This is a genomic window from Kribbella sp. NPDC026611 (genome assembly GCF_040638345.1).
GTDB lineage: Bacteria > Actinomycetota > Actinomycetes > Propionibacteriales > Kribbellaceae > Kribbella.
The window spans coordinates 42,947-58,571 of record NZ_JBEZYC010000007.1 but is presented as its reverse complement, the minus strand read 5'-3'; the positions used below and the strand labels follow the sequence as shown (position 1 = coordinate 58,571).

Here is a 15,625-nt window from a genome sequence, read left to right as displayed (position 1 = left end):
CTCCCGACTAGACAGTTGCCCTCAACCTAGCGCCTGCTGAATCGCAGCAGTGTCCTGGTACTCACGCCACTCCGCGATCCGCCCGTCCCGCACCCGCAGTACGCCGATGAACCGCGCCGACCCGCGCTTCCCCGTCGCCGCGATCTCGCCGGCCAGCTCGTACTCGACCACCGCGACCTCCGGATCGGCCGTCTCGTGCACCGCCAGCTTCGTGAACCGGTCGAACCGCACCGGAAACGCCGCCCGCGCCGGCCTGGCGAACGCCAGCCACTCCTCCCGCCCGACCCACCGCCGCGCACCACCGGCCGCGAACGGCACCTCGATCACCACGTCGTCGGCGAGCAGGTCGTCGAACGACCCGGCATCACCCGTCCAGCTGGCACCCATTCGATCAATCACCGCGAGCAGGGACATCAGACCTCCCTAACCTGAGTGGGGACTCAGAAAGTATCATGAGTGGCTACTCATCTTTCAAGGAGGTCGGCAATGACCCCGCGAGCGGATGCACGACGCAACCGGGCCGCGATTCTGGCCGCGGCGGCCGAGGTGTTTGCCGAGCAGGGGCCGAAGGCGACGACCGAGCAGATCGCCGGGAAGGCGGGGATCGCGGTCGGGACGGTCTTCCGGCACTTCGCGACCAAGGACGAGCTGCTGGTCGCGATCATGAAGGAGTCGCTCGCAAACCTCGTCGCACTGGCAGCCGAGGCGACACTGTTCGACTTCATCACCGCGGTCGTGGACGAAGCGGTGCGGACGCGGACCGTGGTGGCCGCGCTCGCGGAGGACCTCGACGTCGGCGATGCCCTCGTTGGGCTGACCAACGAGGTGCAGCGGCTGCTCGACCAGGCCAAGGACGCGGGCGAGGTACAGGCCGACGTGCAGGTGGACGAGGTACTCGCCCTGATGACAGCAGCCGCTCAGCAGGCGGACTGGCCGGAGGACCTGCGCCGGCGGACGCTGGCGATCATCTTCCGAGGGCTGGCGTTGCCGCAATCCTGAGCGTGTACTGAGGCCAGGGGGTGAGCGTCATGCTCAAGATCTTGGTCGTTGCTACAGCTCTGGTCGTAGGCACCGCCGTCACTGCGGTCGCCGAGCCGACCACACCGATCACCTACAACGCCGGTACGACGGCGACGCGGTTCACCGGTCTGGCGTTCGACACCTGTACGGCGCCTACGGTGGCGCAGATGTCCGCGTGGCGGGCGTCGCCGTACAAGGCAGTCGGGATCTACATCGGCGGAGTCAACCGGAGCTGTGCGCAGCCGCAGCTCACCGCCGCCTGGGTCAGCACCGTGACAACCATGGGCTGGCGACTGGTACCGATCTACCTCGGTCTACAGGCGCCCTGCGGCACGCGGCGGTACAAGATGTCGACCGCCTCCTCCAACCGGGACGCGGTGCGCGACGCGGACGATGCGGTGGCCAAGGCGAAGGCACTGGGCATCCTGCCGGGCAGTGCGGTCTACAACGACATGGAGAACTACGACAGGACCAACGCGGTCTGCCGCAACGCAGTACTGCACTACCTGTCGGCGTGGACGAAGGAGATGCACTTCCAGCGGTACATGTCCGGCGTCTACGCCAACCTCGCGTCCGGCGCACCCGACCTGGCCGCGGCGTACAACTCCAGCTCGTACGCACGCCCGGACGCGCTCTGGATCGCCCGCTGGGACGGCAGCAGCGCGCTGACCGGCTGGGCCGGTATCCCCAACACGTTCTGGGCCGTCGGACAGCGCGGCAAGCAGTACGTCGGCGACCACTCGGAGACGTACGGCGGCGTGACGCTCAACATCGACAACGACCGGTTCGACGCGCCCGTGGCGAGTGTCGCGTACACGTACACCGTCCGTACAACGATCCACTCGTACAGCGGCCCTGGTACGGCGTACCCGGTTCGCTCGACGATCGCTGCGAACAAGGCGGTCCGTGTCGTGTGCCAAACGTTCGGTCCGAAGATCGGTACGACCACGGTGTGGGACAAGCTGATCGACGGCACCTACGTGACCGACTACTACGTGCGTACCCCGAGCAAGCCCGGCTACAGCGCACCCCTGCCCGGCTGCGCGTTCCCGTACCAGACAACGACCAACAACCTGAGCCGCCGGCACGGACCGGGTACGGCGTACGCCGTGTACCCGAGCCCGCTGCCGATCGGCTCACTGGCATGGATCACCTGCCAGGCGGCCGGCTCCAAGGTCGGTACGACGTCGGTGTGGGACCGGCTGAGTGACGGGTCCTGGGTCACCGACTACTACGTCGCCACCCCGAGCAAGACGACGTACAGCGCACCATTCCGGCGCTGCTGAGCTTTACTGAGCTCTACTGGGCCCAGTGCGGCTGGACCTTCGTACCGTCGGCCATCGTCCCGGTGAAGCCCGCAGTGATTGCCACGTGCAGCGCTGCGGGCTCGTCGCCCAGGTTGGTGACCTGAATCGGCTCACCCGCCGGCACGACGAGGGCGTCGCCCGGCCCTAGCTTCTCGCCGTCCGGGGTGAGGCGGACGGATCCGCTCAGCACCACGAAGACCTCGTCGGCGTCGATAGTGTGCGGCGCGTCGCCGCCGTGGCCCGGCGGGAGCGTGAGCCGCCACGCGCACAGCTGCTTCGAACCGTTGCTCGGTGAAGCGAAGACTGCGAACTCCACCCCGCCCAGCTCGAACCGCGGCGCGTCGGCCGCGCGAACTACCTGCATCAGGAAACCCCTCGGATTTAGTCAATCCAACTTGACCAAGTTGACTTGACTATCATGGCCGGTATGACGCGATCGGGCAAGCTGGATTTCGGGGTTCTTCTGCTGCTGGCCGAGCAGGAGTTCGTCGGTGAACTGCGGGCGTACACGGCGGCGCAGGGGTTCGACGACCAAGGGCGGTCGGACGGCTTCGTACTGCGCACGCTCGGCGCCGCACCGACGACGATCACCGGGCTGGCCGAGCGGCTCGACATCACCAAGCAGGGCGCGAGCCAGATCGCCGACGACATGGAGCGGCGCGGGTACGTCGAACGCCGGCCGGATCCGTCCGACGCCCGGGCCCGCTTGCTACACCTGAGCGCACGCGGCGAGGCGGCGCTGGCGGCGGCACGAAGGTTTCACCAGACGTACGAACGCCGCCTGCGCCGGAAGCTCGGCGACGAGGCGGTCGAGGCGATGCGCGGCGTACTGACCGCCATGGCCGGCGAGGCCCAGGTCAGCACGCCGCACTTCAGAGCACTGATGTTCTAGACCGTCAGCAAGGTGTCGCGGTGACGCGAACGCGGTAGACCGGGCCTACGCTCACGCTGTGGTTGCGGCCGTCTGCCGGGATGCAACCGAGCTGGTGGCCTCGGGCGTCGTCGTAGCGGAACGCGGCGTTGCCGGTCTGGGCGTTCATGACTGTGCCCGTGCCGTTCCAGTTGTACGTCGAGTAGGAGCCGTAGTTGTAGAAGTCGAACACCCAGCGTCCTGCGCCGTACGGCACTGCGATGCAGACATGCCCTGAAGCGCATCCGATGACGCGGTCCGGGTCGACGTATCCGTTGCTCACCGTCGGCGACGTGCTCGGCACCGCGAGGGGCGAGGCAATGGCGGCTTGGGTGGCGCCGGTCGAGGCAACGACGCACAGCGCAGCCAATGCGATGCCCGCCCTAAGGATCTTGCGTGTCATTTCACTCCCCAGAATCGCGCCCGCCGCATGGGGTGGCGGGTCGCGGTTCTGACGGTACGAGCGTCCCGGGTTCAGCTACGGAGCTTTTCGAGGGAGACGAAAAGGCGGTCGCAGGCAGCGCCGACGGCTAGAAGTACTTCGGGAACAGGTCGGTCGTCGGCCAGGTCCTGACGCCGTTCGCGGCGGTCCACAGTGCTGCGTCGATGTCGCCGTAGGACTTGCCGGACGGGTCGTCGCGCCGGTTGAACAGCGCGGCCCAGCTCAGGCCGGTGTTGGTGCGGACGATGATCGTCGACGTACCCGGGAGGCTGCCGGTGTGCCAGGTGTTGCGGCCGGTGCCGCCGGTGACCGGGCGGACCTGCCAGCCGAGGCCGTAGTACCAACCGTCCGGGTTCACGCCGGTCGACGGCTTGGACCAGAAGCGGCTGAGCGACGTGCTGTTGAAGATGCTGCCCGGCGCGTCGAACAGCTTCGCCCAGCGGACCAGGTCCGGCGCGCTCGCGATCCAGCCGCCGTTCGCGTCGTGGATCCGCAGACTGAACGTGCCGTACGGCGACGGCACCGTCTTGCCGGTCATGTCGAGCACCGTCGGCCCGCTGTACTGCGACTCGTACGGCACCTCGCCCGTGTGCTTGGCGACGCTCCACCCCTGCGCCATCCGCTTGATGCCGAGCGGCGTCAGCAGCTTCTGCTGCACGTAGTTCTCGTAGCTGAGCCCGCTGACCTTCTCGATCACGCGACCGGCCAGGAGATACCCGAAGTTCGAGTACGCGACCTTCGTACCCGGGGTGAAGTCGAGCTTCTGCCCGGCCATGTACTTGATCACGTCCGCGTGCTGCAGCTCCATCGGTACGCCGAGGGTCCGCGAAATCGTCGCGTCCTTCGAGGTCGGGTCACCGGAAACGTCCCGGTCCCAGCCGCCGAGGTGCTGCAGCAGCTTCCACAGCGTGATCGTCGACCAGCGCGAGTCCCGGGTCAGCCCGGTGGCCGGCTTGATGTCCAGGAGGTTCACCACCGGCGTGGCCAGGTCGAGCTTGCCGTCTTGCACGAGCTTCACGATCGCCGCCGCGGTGAACGACTTCGTCAGGCTGGCGATCCGGAACAGCGACGTCGGCTGGACATCCAGCGCCGTCGACGTACTGTAGCCGCGGGCAAGCACCAGCCGGCCCTTGTAGGTGACGGCAAGCTGGCCGCCGGTCACCCCGCGGGCCTGCATGAACGCCTTCATCTGGTTGTCGAACCCGGCGAGCGCAGCCACCGCCGTACCGGTCGTCTTCCAGGTCGTAGCGGCGTCGGCCGACCGGCTCACCGTGTAGCCGACGCCCGTACCGGCCGCAGCAGTGGCTCCAGTGGCGACAGCAAGCTTGCCGAGGGTACGGCGGTTCAACTCCACGAACGTGTTCTCCTCTGGGCAGGGGTGGACAACGCGAAGGAGTCTCTCACCGCAAGAGGTCTAGGGCGACGCGCCCTATTCGACCATGGATGCGTACGAGATGACGCCGCGGCGGATCTCGTCGACGACTGCCCGCGCCGTGCTGCGCAGCGGGGTGGCGCCGGCCGCGTCTGCGATCTGTTCGGTCAGGTCGATCAGTTGCTTCACCCAACGAACGAAGTCACCCGCGGCGAGGTCGGACTCGTACAGCACCTCTGCCAGCGAAGCACCCGACGCCCAACGGAACGCGGGCCAGCAGAAGTTGAGATCCATCGACCGCAGGAAGTCGACGCGCATGTCCCGCTCGAGCGCGGACAGGTCGCGCCAGATCAGCCCCATCCGCTCGATCGCGTGCCGTACGTCGCCCTTCGGCAGCCGCGGCGAGGTCGGCTCATCCTTGGACCGCGACTCGTAGACCAATGCGGCCAGGCACGCCGCGAGCTCCGGCACGGTCAGGTCGTCGAAAACTCCTTGCCGGAGGCACTCAGCGGCGACCAGGTCGAGCTCGGTGTAGATGCGGGCCAGCCGGTCACCCGCCTCGGTCGTCTTGTCACCGTCGAGGTAGTGCAGCGCGTCCAGCACCTGGCAGACCCGGTCGAACTGGCGGGCGATGGTGTTCGTCCGCTGCTCGATCTTGCGTTGCACCTCACGGTTCTCGCGGTCGAGCCGGAAGTACCGCTCGGCCCAGCGGGCGTGGTCCTCGCGGTCCGAGCAGCCGTGGCAGGGGTGTGCGCGCAGCTGGGCCCGCATCTCCTGGAGCTCCGGGTCGTCCGCGTGGCTGACGACGTCCTTGCCGCGGGTGCGCGACGGCGGTCCGTCCTCACCGAGCAGATCCGTACGGTTCCGCAGTACCTGCGCGAGCTCGCGCCGCTGCTGCGGGTTGCGCGGGTTGAACTTCTTCGGGATCCGCAGCGTGCTGATCGCCTCGACCGGGGTCGGGAAGTCGACCATCGACAGCTTCCGCACCTGCCGGTCCAGCGTCAGCACGGTCGGCCGCGGCCCTTCGCGCTCGGACCGCATGCCGCCGTCGAGGACCAGCGCCCAGCCTGCGCTGCGGCCGGCCGGGATCCGGATGATGTCGCCGGTCCGGAGCTTCTCGATCGACTCCTGCGCCTCGACCCGGCGGTCGAGCTTGCGCCGCTTCGAGCTGGACGCCTCGCGCTCACCGATCCGCCGGCGCAGCTCGGCGTACTCGAGGAAGTCGCCGAGGTGGCAGTCGATCGACTCCTTGTAACCCTCCAGCGCCTCCGTGTTCCGCTGCACCTGACGGGCCAGCCCGACCACGGCCTGGTCGGACTGGAACTGCGCGAACGAGAGCTCCAGCATGTCGCGGGCGCGCGTCCGCCCGACCTGGCGAACCAGGTTGACGGCCATGTTGTACGACGGGGAGAACGACGAGCGGAGCGGATACGTACGCGTCGACGCCAGACCGGCGACCTCGCGTGGGTCGAACCCGGGCTGCCAGAGCACGACCGCGTGCCCCTCGACGTCGATCCCGCGCCGCCCGGCCCGCCCGGTCAGCTGGGTGTACTCGCCCGGCGTGATGTCGACGTGCGCCTCGCCGTTCCACTTGCTCAGCTTCTCCAGCACGACCGTGCGGGCCGGCATATTGATGCCCAGGGCAAGCGTCTCGGTGGCGAACACGACCTTGATCAGCCCGCGTGCGAACAGCTCCTCGACGACCTCCTTGAATGCCGCCAGCATGCCCGCGTGGTGCGCCGCGATGCCACGGCTCAGCGCCTCGGCGAAGTCGTGGTAGCCGAGCACGCCCAGGTCCTCGTCGGGCAGGTCCGCGGTCCGCTCGGCGACCACGCGCTTGATCTCGTCACGTTCGGCCGGCTTGGTCAGCCGCAGCCCGGACCGCAGGCACTGCACGACCGCGTCCTCACACCCCTTGCGGGAGAAGATGAAGAAGATCGCCGGCAGCAACGCACCCGCGTCGAGCTCCTCGACCACGTCCGAGCGGTACGGCGTGAAGTGGGTCCGGGCCGGCCTGCCCTTCGGCAGGTCGCGGCGCCGGCGCGGCTTGCGGGAGTCGTCGCGGAAGATCCGGTTGTCGTCGCGGGCGATCCGGACGAGCTGCGGGTTGACCAGATCCTTCACGTCGGCCTTGACCGAAGCGTTTGCCTTGGCCGGATTGCCCGACCTGGACGGCTTCTCCGGTGCACCCACCCGAGCCGTCGGCGCCTCGCCGGCGAACAGGTCGTGCAGCCGCTTGCCGACCATGACGTGCTGGAACAGCGGCACCGGCCGCTTCTCCTCCAGCACGACCACGGTGTTGCCGCGGACCGTCTCCAGCCAGTCGCCGAACTCCTCCGCGTTGCTCACGGTCGCGGACAGTGAGACCACCGAGACCGAGTCCGGGAGGTGGATCAGCACCTCCTCCCAGACCGCGCCGCGGGACCGGTCGGCCAGGTAGTGCACCTCGTCCATCACGACGTACGACAGGCCGAGCAGTGTGCTCGATCCGGCGTACAGCATGTTGCGGAGGACCTCGGTCGTCATCACGACGATCGGGGCCTCGGAGTTGATCGAGTTGTCACCGGTGAGCAGGCCGACCTTGTCCGCGCCGTACCGGTCGACCAGGTCGCCGTACTTCTGGTTGCTCAGCGCCTTGATCGGGGTGGTGTAGAAGCACTTCTGGCCGCGCTCCAGGGCCAGGTGGACGGCGAACTCACCGACCAGCGTCTTCCCGGAGCCGGTGGGCGCCGCGACCAGCACCTGGTGACCGTCCTCGAGGGCGGCGCAGGCGCGCAGCTGGAACTCGTCCAGCTCGAAGTCGTAGAGCGCCCGGAACTCCTTCACGGCGGGATGCTCCTGGTCCGAGCGAAAGACGGCATATTTCTCGGACGGGGTGCTCATCCACGTCCTCGCTTCGCTGCGGGCGTGGATGAGCACGGCTCGCAGTGCTTGATGGTGACCTCGCTCCGCTCGCTCACGGGTCCAATCTATGCGACGCCGCCTACAGATTTGTCGGTGAGGCGGTTCCTGATGAACATGGCGGCATGCTCCAGCGCCTCGTCCGCCTCCGTCATCAGGCCCGCGAAGTACTGGAACACGTGCGGGGCGCCGGCGACCACGTCGAGGCTGACGTCCACCTCCTGCTCGGCGGCGCGAGCCACCAGGCGGAGGGAGTCGTCGAGCAGAACTTCCGCCGATCCGACCTGCACGAGGAGCGGTGGGAAGCCCTTGAGGTCGGCGAAGACCGGGCTGGCCAGCTCGTTCCTCGGGTCCGCGCCGCCGAGGTACAGCTCGGCGGACTCGGCCATGTTCGGTCTGCTGAACAGCGGGTCGTAGTCACCCCGGGCGTCGATACTCGGCCCGCTCAGCGTCGTGTCGGTCCACGGCGAGAACAGCACCACGCCGGCCGGCATCGGCAGATCCTCGGCACGAGCCGCAAGCAGCGTGGCGAGCGTGAGGCCACCGCCGGCCGAGTCACCCGCGATCACGACCTGCTGACCGCTCCCCGCCAGCTCCCGGTACGCCGCCAGTGCGTCGTGGATCCCGGCCGGGAACGGGTGCTCCGGCGCGAGGCGGTAGTCGAGCGACACCGCCGGTACGCCGGAGAGCCGGGACAGCGGCGCCGCCAGATTGGCCCCGGTCCGCGCGTTTCCGATGATGTACGCACCGCCGTGCAGGTAGAGGATGATGCCTTCGCCGCCCGCACCGGCGACCTTCACGTCGAGAGCCGGCACCCCGCCCAGCGTCCGCTCGGTCAGCACCACGTCGTCGCCCAGCGGGAGGCTCCCGAACCGCTCGTTGAACTCGGCCCGCTGCTGCTGCGGCGACTGCCCGAGCTCGCCCTTCTCGATCATGCTGCGTGCCGCTTCGCGCTCTTCACGACTCATTGGTCGACCTCAGTTCGTGTCCTGGGTGGTTGGCAGGGAATATACGACTCCCGCACCCCGCCCGAGGACCTGATTTTTCGACCTGTGGACAACTGTCAGACAACCGTGGACTTGCCCGGACATGACGCAGCCGGGCTCCCTTCCCTGGTGGTCCGACGGGAGCCCGGCTGCGGGTCTTCGGTGGCTACGCGATGTGGTACGAGTCGCCGTACACCTTCCAGCTGAGCGGCGTGTTCAGGTCGAAGTTGCCGTTCTTGAGGAACACCCGCTGGGCCGTGTCGACCCGGCTGGTGTCGCTGTGCGCCTCTTCCTGCTTCATCGCCCAGACCCGCGCGTCCAGGAACGCGTTCAGCCAGGTGGTTTCGTTGCCGCCCTGCGACGGCGGCTTCGCATGGCCCAGCGCCCGCTTGCGAATCCCGCCGAAGCTGGTCGAGTCGGTCCCCGGACCGTGCATGACGATCGCGTCGTAGTAGCAGAACTGGCCGAGCGTGCGGACACCGTCCGACTTGCCCTGCTTCACGGCCGGGTTGAAGTACACCCGGTCGCGCTCGTCGTTCTGGCAGCCCTGAAAGACGCTGTCCTTGGCCGCGGTCTTCCAGTCCTTGGTGTAGTTCGGGTCGAGACCCTTGTGCGAGTCGCTGCCGTTCACCTTGCGCAGCGCCGGCAGGTACTTCGCCAGCACGTTGCCCGGCTTGCGGTCGGTGTACAGCTCGACCAGGTCGAGCATGTCACCGGTGCCCGAACAGAACCCGATGATGCCGGCCGTGTAACCGCGGCCGTCGTCGATGTCCTCGATGTACTTGTACTGCGCCTTCCAGTCCAGCGACGAGTTCTCCGCGCTGCAGACGATCTCCATCGCGATCTCCTTCTTCGCGGGATCGTCCAGTCCGGTCGCCTGCACCGCGGCGTCGGCGTGCGACGCGTAGCGGGAGACGGCGAGGCCGGCCGCCGGGACGGCCGCGAGCGACAGTCCGAGCAGCAGCGTGGTCCGGCGGGTGGGGCGATTCTCCATGACTCCTCCGAGGGGCGTCCGAGGAACAGAAACTGTTAGGAAGCTTTCCTATCAGACGGAGGGCAGAGATGAGAATACCTCAGACGTTAATGTTTTCGGCGGGTCACGCACAGCCCGGCGGCATCCGCCCAAGCACGGCTCAGGCGAAGACGGTCAGCGCGCCCGGAGCGATTGAGATGTCGACCGGCAGCGGCCCCAGCGGCTCGCCGTCGCCGTACGCCGTGATGCCCGGCGACTCGACCCGCACCTGGCGGCCGCGCAGCGCGGTCAGCTTCGGGTGCCCGACGTGGGTGCCCTTGGCCAGCTTCGGGAACAGCTGTAGCAGTGTCAGCCGGGACACCGGCCCGATGATCGTCACGTCGAGCAGCCCGTCGTCGATCACGGCACCGGCACAGATCTGCAGTCCCCCGCCGTACGTCGGGCCGGTGCCGACCGCGACCAGCATGGCCCTGGTCTCGATCACCTGGTCGTCGACGGTGACGACGTACTCGAGCGGTTTGAACGTGCGCAGCTCGGCCAGCGTCGCGACCGTGTACCGCGAGCTGCCCTTGGGCCAGCTCATCGCGTTGGCCCGTTTGTTCACCAAGGAGTCGAAGCCACCGGCCACGACTGTGGTGATGAACTCGTCCTTCGCCACCGCGAGGTCGACCGTGCGGGTCTTACCGGCCACGATCAGGTCGGCCGCGGCCGCCGGGTTCTTCAGCGGTACGCCGATGCCGCGGGCGAAGTCGTTACCGGTGCCGGCTGGGATCACGCCGAACGGCATCCCGGAGTTGGCCAGCACCTGAGCGCCGAGGTGGATCGTGCCGTCGCCGCCGATCAGCGCGACCGCGTCCGCACCGGACGCGACCACCTCGGCGGAGATCCGGCCGACGTCCGCGGCGCACGTCGTGGAGTGAACGTCGACGGTCAGCCCGGCCGCGGCCAGCCGCTCCCGCACGGTGGGAGCGATGCGCGCGCCCAGCCCTCGTCCGCTGGAGGGGTTCACCACCAGCGCGATCCGGCGACTCACTCAGTCCGCCAGGAGTTCGTCGTTGCGGCGTTGCCGGCGTTTGTCGTTGACCCGCGCGATCACCTCGGCGACGAAGAACAGCAGGCACATCGGGATCGCCAGCAGGCACATCGTGAACGGGTCACCGGACGGCGTCGCGACCGCGGCGAACACGAAGATCACCAGGATGATGTACGGGCGGAACTTGCCGAGCGCCGCGGCCGGGACGAGGCCGACCATGTTCAGCGCGACCACGATCAGCGGGATCAGGAACGCGACGCCGAAGACCAGCATCGTGCGGATCACGAAGTCGAGATACTTGCTGATCTCGACCAGGTTCTGGATCGTGTCCGGGGTGAAGCCGAGCAGGATCTGGATGCCCTTCGGCAGCGTCCAGTAGGCAACCCCGAGACCCGCCGCGAACAGCGGCGCCGCGATCGCGGCGAACAGGTACGCCCACTTCTTCTCGCTGCGGTGCAGACCGGGCGCGATGAACGCCCAGAGCTGGAACAGCCAGATCGGGCCGGACGCGACCACACCGATCATCGCCGACACCTTGATCTTGAACGTCAGCGGGTCACCCACACCCTGCAGCGTCAACTGCGGCTTGAGCTGCCGGTCCTTGGCGTACGGCAGGATCGCCTCGTTGAACGGCTGGGTGAGGAAGTGGAACGCCTGGTTGTAGAAGAACCAGGCCGCGATCGTGCAGATCACGATCGCGAGCACGCTGATGAGCAGGCGGTTGCGGAGCTCGACAATGTGCTCGCGCAGGGTCATCCGACCCTCTGGGTCCTTCGGACGCCGCTCCTGGTTCTCCTTCTTGCGCCGCCCGAACCTCACCATCGACACAGCTGTGGCACTCGGCTCAGTTGGCCGTGTGCGTCGGCGGCAGGCCGTCGCCCGGCGCCTGGCCGTTCACCTGGTTCTGCTGCTGCGCCGCCTGCGGCTGCGGGGCAGGCTGCTGCACCGGCGCCTGGGTCTGGTTCTCGGTCAGCTCCGGGTCCTTCTTGCGCGGGCCGACCTCGTCCTCCCAGATCTTCTTCGACTTGCCGAGCTGCTTCACCAGCGCCGGCAGCTTGGCCGAACCGAACAGCAGCACGACGATCGCGAGGATGACGAGCCACTCTGCGCCTTGCGGCATGCCGAGGAGCGGTGCCATGTCGATCTCCCTTTCCCAAAACATCAACTCGTGGCTCGAGCCTGAGTTCGTGGCCGAATACTACGCCGGGACGTGCTCGTCGCGGCGGGTCTGTCCAGACCCGTCCGCGCTCTGCGCTGCCTCCAGCTTGGACTGGGCGGCGACCAACTCACGCGTCAGCGCCTTGACCTGACCCCACACTTTCTTCGCGAGCAGGGCGAGGACGAGCAGCCACACCGCCACCACCGCGAGGAAGAGCAGGAACCAGTACATACCAAGGAGCCTAACCGCTCCCCGGCTTCCACCCACGCCCGGCGGTGGGTCTCGGTGGACAACGGTGCCGGAACGTGATGGTAAAACCGAGTGTCCGCCGGGGGTTTTCGGCCGGGACACGAGGGTCCAGGATCGGTGGATGCGAGGGGTCGGAATGGTGCGGATCGGGGTCGAGGAGCGGCGCGCGCGGCTGGGGCGACGACACCGGCTGGGAGCGGGCTGCCAGGCGTCCGGCCCGGTCGACGCGGCGGCCTCGATGGTCGCGCTGCACGCCACCGATCCGGCCACTGTCCATCTCAGCGTGGCCGCGCGAGTGCCGGGGAGTGATGTTGCGAGCACAGAGCGTGCGTTGTACGACGACCGCGAGCTGATCCGGATGCTGGGCATGCGGCGAACGGTGTTCGTCGTACCGACGCCGTTCGCACCGGTTGTGCAGGCGGCGTGCACGGACGACATCGCGCTGAAGCAGCGGAAGCTGCTGGTGAGGCACCTGACCGAGGCCGGGGTGGCCGGCGACGCGGAGGCGTGTGCGCAATGGCTGGCCGCGGTTGAGGAGTCCACTGCCACTGCACTGGCGCTGCGGGGGTCAGCGACCGCGCAGGAACTGTCGGCGGACGAGCCGCGGCTGCGGACCCGGCTCAGCATGGCGGAGGGGAAGACGTACGCCGCTCAGCCGTACGTGACGAGCCGGGTGCTGTTCCAGCTGTCCGCCGAGGGCCGGATCGTGCGCGGACGGCCGCTGGGGACGTGGCTGAGCGGCCAGCACCAGTGGTCGCCGGCCGAGGACTGGCTGCCGGGTGGACTGGGCGTGAAGCCGACCGCCGAGGAGGCGCGCGTAATGCTCGCCCGCGCGTGGCTGGCGGCCTTCGGACCAGGCACAGCCGCTGACCTGCAGTGGTGGGCTGGGTGGACGGCTGGGCAGACGAAGAAAGCGTTGGTCGCTGTCGAGGCGGTTGCGGTCGAGCTGGACGGCGCTGTCGGGTATGTGCTGCCCGGCGACGAGGAGCCGGAGGTACCGGTCGAGCCGTGGGTCGCTTTCCTGCCTGGGCTGGACCCGACGCCGATGGGGTGGAAGGAACGGGACTGGTACCTCGGGCCGCACAAGGCCAGGCTCTTCGACAGCACCGGCAACGTCGGCCCGACCATCTGGTCCAACGGCCGCATCATCGGCGGCTGGGGTCAGCCGGACTCGGGCGAGGTCCGGTACGAGCTACTCGAGGACGTCGGCGCGGAAACAACCGCGCAGGTCGAGGCCGAAGCCGCCCGCTGGACCACCTGGATGGCCGGCGTCCGCGTAACCCCTCGCTTCCGCTCCCCCTTGGAGAAACAACTCAGCCAGGGCTAATCGTCGTACGCGGCGAGGGCCTCTCGGGCAGTGGCGGCGATCTGGGTGGAGAGGTCCGACGGGTCCAGGACGGTGGCCGCGCCGCCCAGGCGCAGGGTCAGGCGCTGGAGCCAGGAGGTGTCGGCGACTCGGAGTTTGATGATCAGGGAGTTGCCGGGGCCCTCTTCAACGGACTCGGTGGGGTAGTACTCGGCGACCCAGCGTGCGGGTGGGTCCAGCTTGACCGTGGCCAGCAGGTCATAGTCGGACGGCTGGAACATCCCGTTGGACAGGTCCCGGGGCGTGGCCTCGGGAGGAGGCTCGCTTGGCAGGTCCAGGAGCTTCACGGCGGCGATGCGGTCCAGCCGGAACAGCCGCACGTCCTCCGCGAGCCGGCACCACGCCTCCAGGTAGGTCCGGCCGTCCGACACGACCAGGCGCATCGGATCCACGTCCCGCTCGGTGGTCTCGTCACGCGACGGTACGTCGTACGTCAGGTGGAGCCGTCGCTTCGTCGCGAGGCCCTGGTTGACGATCTCGGCGATCTGCGGATCGGCCGGCTCGACGTGGACGTGCGCGGCCCGGCCCTCGCTGGCGGCTGCCGCCTCCCCCGCCGCGCGCTCGAGCTTGGCGATCGCTCGGTCGACGGCGTCGCGGTCCGCTCCGGCAGTCACCTCCCGCAGCGTGCGTAGCGCGGTCAGCAGAGCCAGCGCCTCATCCGCGGCCAGCCGCAACGGGCGGGCCAGGTAGTCCGCGTTGTTGAGGTGGATGACCCCGTCGCCCTCGGCCGCCTCGATGTCGATCTCGATCAGGTCGCCCATCTGCGCACCGGGCAGCCCGCAGAACCACAGGACCTTCAGGTCCGCGATGATCTGCTTCGGCCGGACGCCGAACTCCTTGGCGACGTCGTCGACCCGAGCGCCGTCGTTCTCGCGCAGGTACGGCACCAAAGCCAGCAGACGCTGCACCTGGTCACGTGCATTACTCATGCGCCGGCCACCGCCCGCAGTCGCCACAGCACGCCATCCAGCACGTCCCCCGGTCCTTCGACCACCGCGTCCGGTCCGTACGACGCGATCTCCTCGGCGAGCACGGACGAGTCGGCGTACGGAACGTGCAGCAGGTCCCAGCCCTCTTCGTACTCCTCGATCGCGTTCGCACGCCGTCGCAGGCTCACGCACGAACCGGTCCGCGCTCGCACCTTCGCCTCGGACGTCGGCCGCGGTGGCGCCAGCTCGGACACCAGCGACCGCAGGTCCGTCCCCTCCGGCACGGTGAACGCGCCGGGCTCGCCGATCGTCTTCACATCACCGCGAATACGCGACAGCCGGAACATCCGCGTCGCCTCCCGGTCCCGGTCGCGGCCGACGACGTACCAGCGACCGTGCCAGGACACGATGCCCCAGGGCTCCAGCGTGCGCGTGATCGGCTCGGAGGCCCCACTACGCAGATGCTGGAACCGGATGGCCTGCCGAGCGACGACAGCGGACCAGAGTGGGTCGAACGCCGGTTCCGACGCGCCTACGTGTGGCTCGATCGCGCTCAGCGCCGACTGGTCGGTCTGGATGCCGGCTGCCTTCAGCTTCAGCACTGCGGACGTCGTCGCCTCGGCCAGGCTCGCGTGCTGCCAGACGCGGGCGGCGACACCGAGCACGGCCGCCTCGTCGGGCTCCAGCTGGACCTCGGGGAGCTCGAACACGTCCCGGCGGATCCGGTAGCCGACCTCGTCGGAGAAGAACTTGTCGATCGTGCCCATCTCGATCGGGATGCCGAGGTCGCGGAGCTCGTCCTTGTCCCGCTCGAACATCTTCTCGAAGGCGTCGTCGGTCTGCCCGGCGTACCCCTCGACGACCTCGCGGATCCGCTCCTTGGTCACGTAAGTGCGCGCGACCAGCAGGCAGATGACCACATTGAGCAGCCGCTCACTCTTCCGCGCCGACACCCGACCACCTTACGGCCTCCCGGTG

Annotated in this window: 17 protein-coding genes; 4 read left to right on the top strand and 13 right to left on the bottom strand. The window is 68.5% G+C overall.

All coding sequences use genetic code 11. From position 1 onward, the window contains the following. Nucleotides 1-21: 21 nt before the first annotated feature. Complete coding sequence (locus tag AB0E69_RS27140; protein ID WP_360151829.1) at nucleotides 22-414, bottom strand: nuclear transport factor 2 family protein; 393 nt, start codon at nucleotides 412-414, stop codon at nucleotides 22-24. A gap of 72 nt (nucleotides 415-486) precedes the next feature. Between AB0E69_RS27140 and AB0E69_RS27135 the strand changes: the two genes are divergently transcribed. Then, nucleotides 487-999 carry a helix-turn-helix domain-containing protein gene (locus tag AB0E69_RS27135; protein WP_360151826.1) on the top strand — a complete coding sequence of 171 codons (513 nt, stop codon included), beginning with the start codon at nucleotides 487-489 and terminating at the stop codon, nucleotides 997-999. A gap of 29 nt (nucleotides 1,000-1,028) precedes the next feature. Further along, a complete protein-coding gene (locus AB0E69_RS27130; protein ID WP_360151823.1) occupies nucleotides 1,029-2,306 on the top strand; it encodes a glycoside hydrolase domain-containing protein in 1,278 nt (425 codons plus the stop codon). A 13-nt stretch (nucleotides 2,307-2,319) separates the two neighbouring features. On the opposite strand, the gene AB0E69_RS27125 is transcribed toward AB0E69_RS27130, so the two are convergent. Beyond that, nucleotides 2,320-2,691: a cupin domain-containing protein gene (locus tag AB0E69_RS27125; protein ID WP_360151820.1), complete on the bottom strand. Its 372-nt coding sequence runs from the start codon at nucleotides 2,689-2,691 to the stop codon at nucleotides 2,320-2,322. A 63-nt stretch (nucleotides 2,692-2,754) separates the two neighbouring features. Here AB0E69_RS27125 and AB0E69_RS27120 point away from each other — a divergent pair, with 63 nt between their 5' ends. Then, on the top strand, nucleotides 2,755-3,219 hold the full coding sequence (locus AB0E69_RS27120; protein ID WP_360151817.1) for a helix-turn-helix domain-containing protein: 465 nt from the start codon (nucleotides 2,755-2,757) through the stop codon (nucleotides 3,217-3,219). A 4-nt stretch (nucleotides 3,220-3,223) separates the two neighbouring features. Here AB0E69_RS27120 and AB0E69_RS27115 read toward each other — a convergent pair whose 3' ends face one another. From AB0E69_RS27115 to AB0E69_RS27075, 9 genes are all read right to left on the bottom strand, one after another. After that, nucleotides 3,224-3,640 carry a hypothetical protein gene (locus AB0E69_RS27115; RefSeq protein ID WP_360151814.1) on the bottom strand — a complete coding sequence of 139 codons (417 nt, stop codon included), beginning with the start codon at nucleotides 3,638-3,640 and terminating at the stop codon, nucleotides 3,224-3,226. Between the two features lie 127 nt (nucleotides 3,641-3,767). Continuing rightward, entirely contained in the window at nucleotides 3,768-5,033 is a 1,266-nt protein-coding gene (locus AB0E69_RS27110) for a serine hydrolase domain-containing protein (RefSeq protein WP_360151811.1), read from the bottom strand. Nucleotides 5,034-5,108: 75 nt separating this feature from the next. Continuing rightward, the gene (locus tag AB0E69_RS27105; RefSeq protein ID WP_360151808.1) at nucleotides 5,109-7,934 is read right to left on the bottom strand and encodes a DEAD/DEAH box helicase; all 2,826 of its coding nucleotides are present in this window, start codon (nucleotides 7,932-7,934) and stop codon (nucleotides 5,109-5,111) included. Between the two features lie 86 nt (nucleotides 7,935-8,020). After that, entirely contained in the window at nucleotides 8,021-8,920 is a 900-nt protein-coding gene (locus AB0E69_RS27100; RefSeq protein ID WP_360151805.1) for an alpha/beta hydrolase, read from the bottom strand. Between the two features lie 184 nt (nucleotides 8,921-9,104). After that, complete coding sequence (locus AB0E69_RS27095; protein ID WP_360151802.1) at nucleotides 9,105-9,932, bottom strand: chitosanase; 828 nt, start codon at nucleotides 9,930-9,932, stop codon at nucleotides 9,105-9,107. A 139-nt stretch (nucleotides 9,933-10,071) separates the two neighbouring features. Beyond that, nucleotides 10,072-10,944: a YegS/Rv2252/BmrU family lipid kinase gene (locus AB0E69_RS27090; protein ID WP_360151799.1), complete on the bottom strand. Its 873-nt coding sequence runs from the start codon at nucleotides 10,942-10,944 to the stop codon at nucleotides 10,072-10,074. Beyond that, a complete protein-coding gene (gene tatC, locus AB0E69_RS27085; RefSeq protein WP_360151796.1) occupies nucleotides 10,945-11,766 on the bottom strand; it encodes a twin-arginine translocase subunit TatC in 822 nt (273 codons plus the stop codon). Nucleotides 11,767-11,788: 22 nt separating this feature from the next. After that, nucleotides 11,789-12,082: a twin-arginine translocase TatA/TatE family subunit gene (locus tag AB0E69_RS27080; protein ID WP_360151793.1), complete on the bottom strand. Its 294-nt coding sequence runs from the start codon at nucleotides 12,080-12,082 to the stop codon at nucleotides 11,789-11,791. A 60-nt stretch (nucleotides 12,083-12,142) separates the two neighbouring features. Next, nucleotides 12,143-12,334, bottom strand: a complete 192-nt coding sequence (locus AB0E69_RS27075; protein WP_360151790.1) for a hypothetical protein — start codon at nucleotides 12,332-12,334, stop codon at nucleotides 12,143-12,145. A 139-nt stretch (nucleotides 12,335-12,473) separates the two neighbouring features. On the opposite strand from AB0E69_RS27075, the gene AB0E69_RS27070 reads away from it, so the two are divergent. Then, nucleotides 12,474-13,679, top strand: coding sequence for a winged helix DNA-binding domain-containing protein (locus tag AB0E69_RS27070; protein ID WP_360151787.1), 1,206 nt, complete (start codon nucleotides 12,474-12,476; stop codon nucleotides 13,677-13,679). Here the strand turns inward: AB0E69_RS27070 and AB0E69_RS27065 are convergent. Both AB0E69_RS27065 and AB0E69_RS27060 read right to left on the bottom strand, forming a co-directional pair. Continuing rightward, the gene (locus AB0E69_RS27065) at nucleotides 13,676-14,647 is read right to left on the bottom strand and encodes a WYL domain-containing protein (protein WP_360151784.1); all 972 of its coding nucleotides are present in this window, start codon (nucleotides 14,645-14,647) and stop codon (nucleotides 13,676-13,678) included. The two genes, AB0E69_RS27070 and AB0E69_RS27065, sit on opposite strands and share 4 nt — an antisense overlap. After that, nucleotides 14,644-15,600, bottom strand: a complete 957-nt coding sequence (locus AB0E69_RS27060) for a WYL domain-containing protein (RefSeq protein WP_360151781.1) — start codon at nucleotides 15,598-15,600, stop codon at nucleotides 14,644-14,646. The genes AB0E69_RS27065 and AB0E69_RS27060 overlap by 4 nt, the downstream gene beginning before the upstream one ends. Nucleotides 15,601-15,625 lie beyond the last annotated feature (25 nt).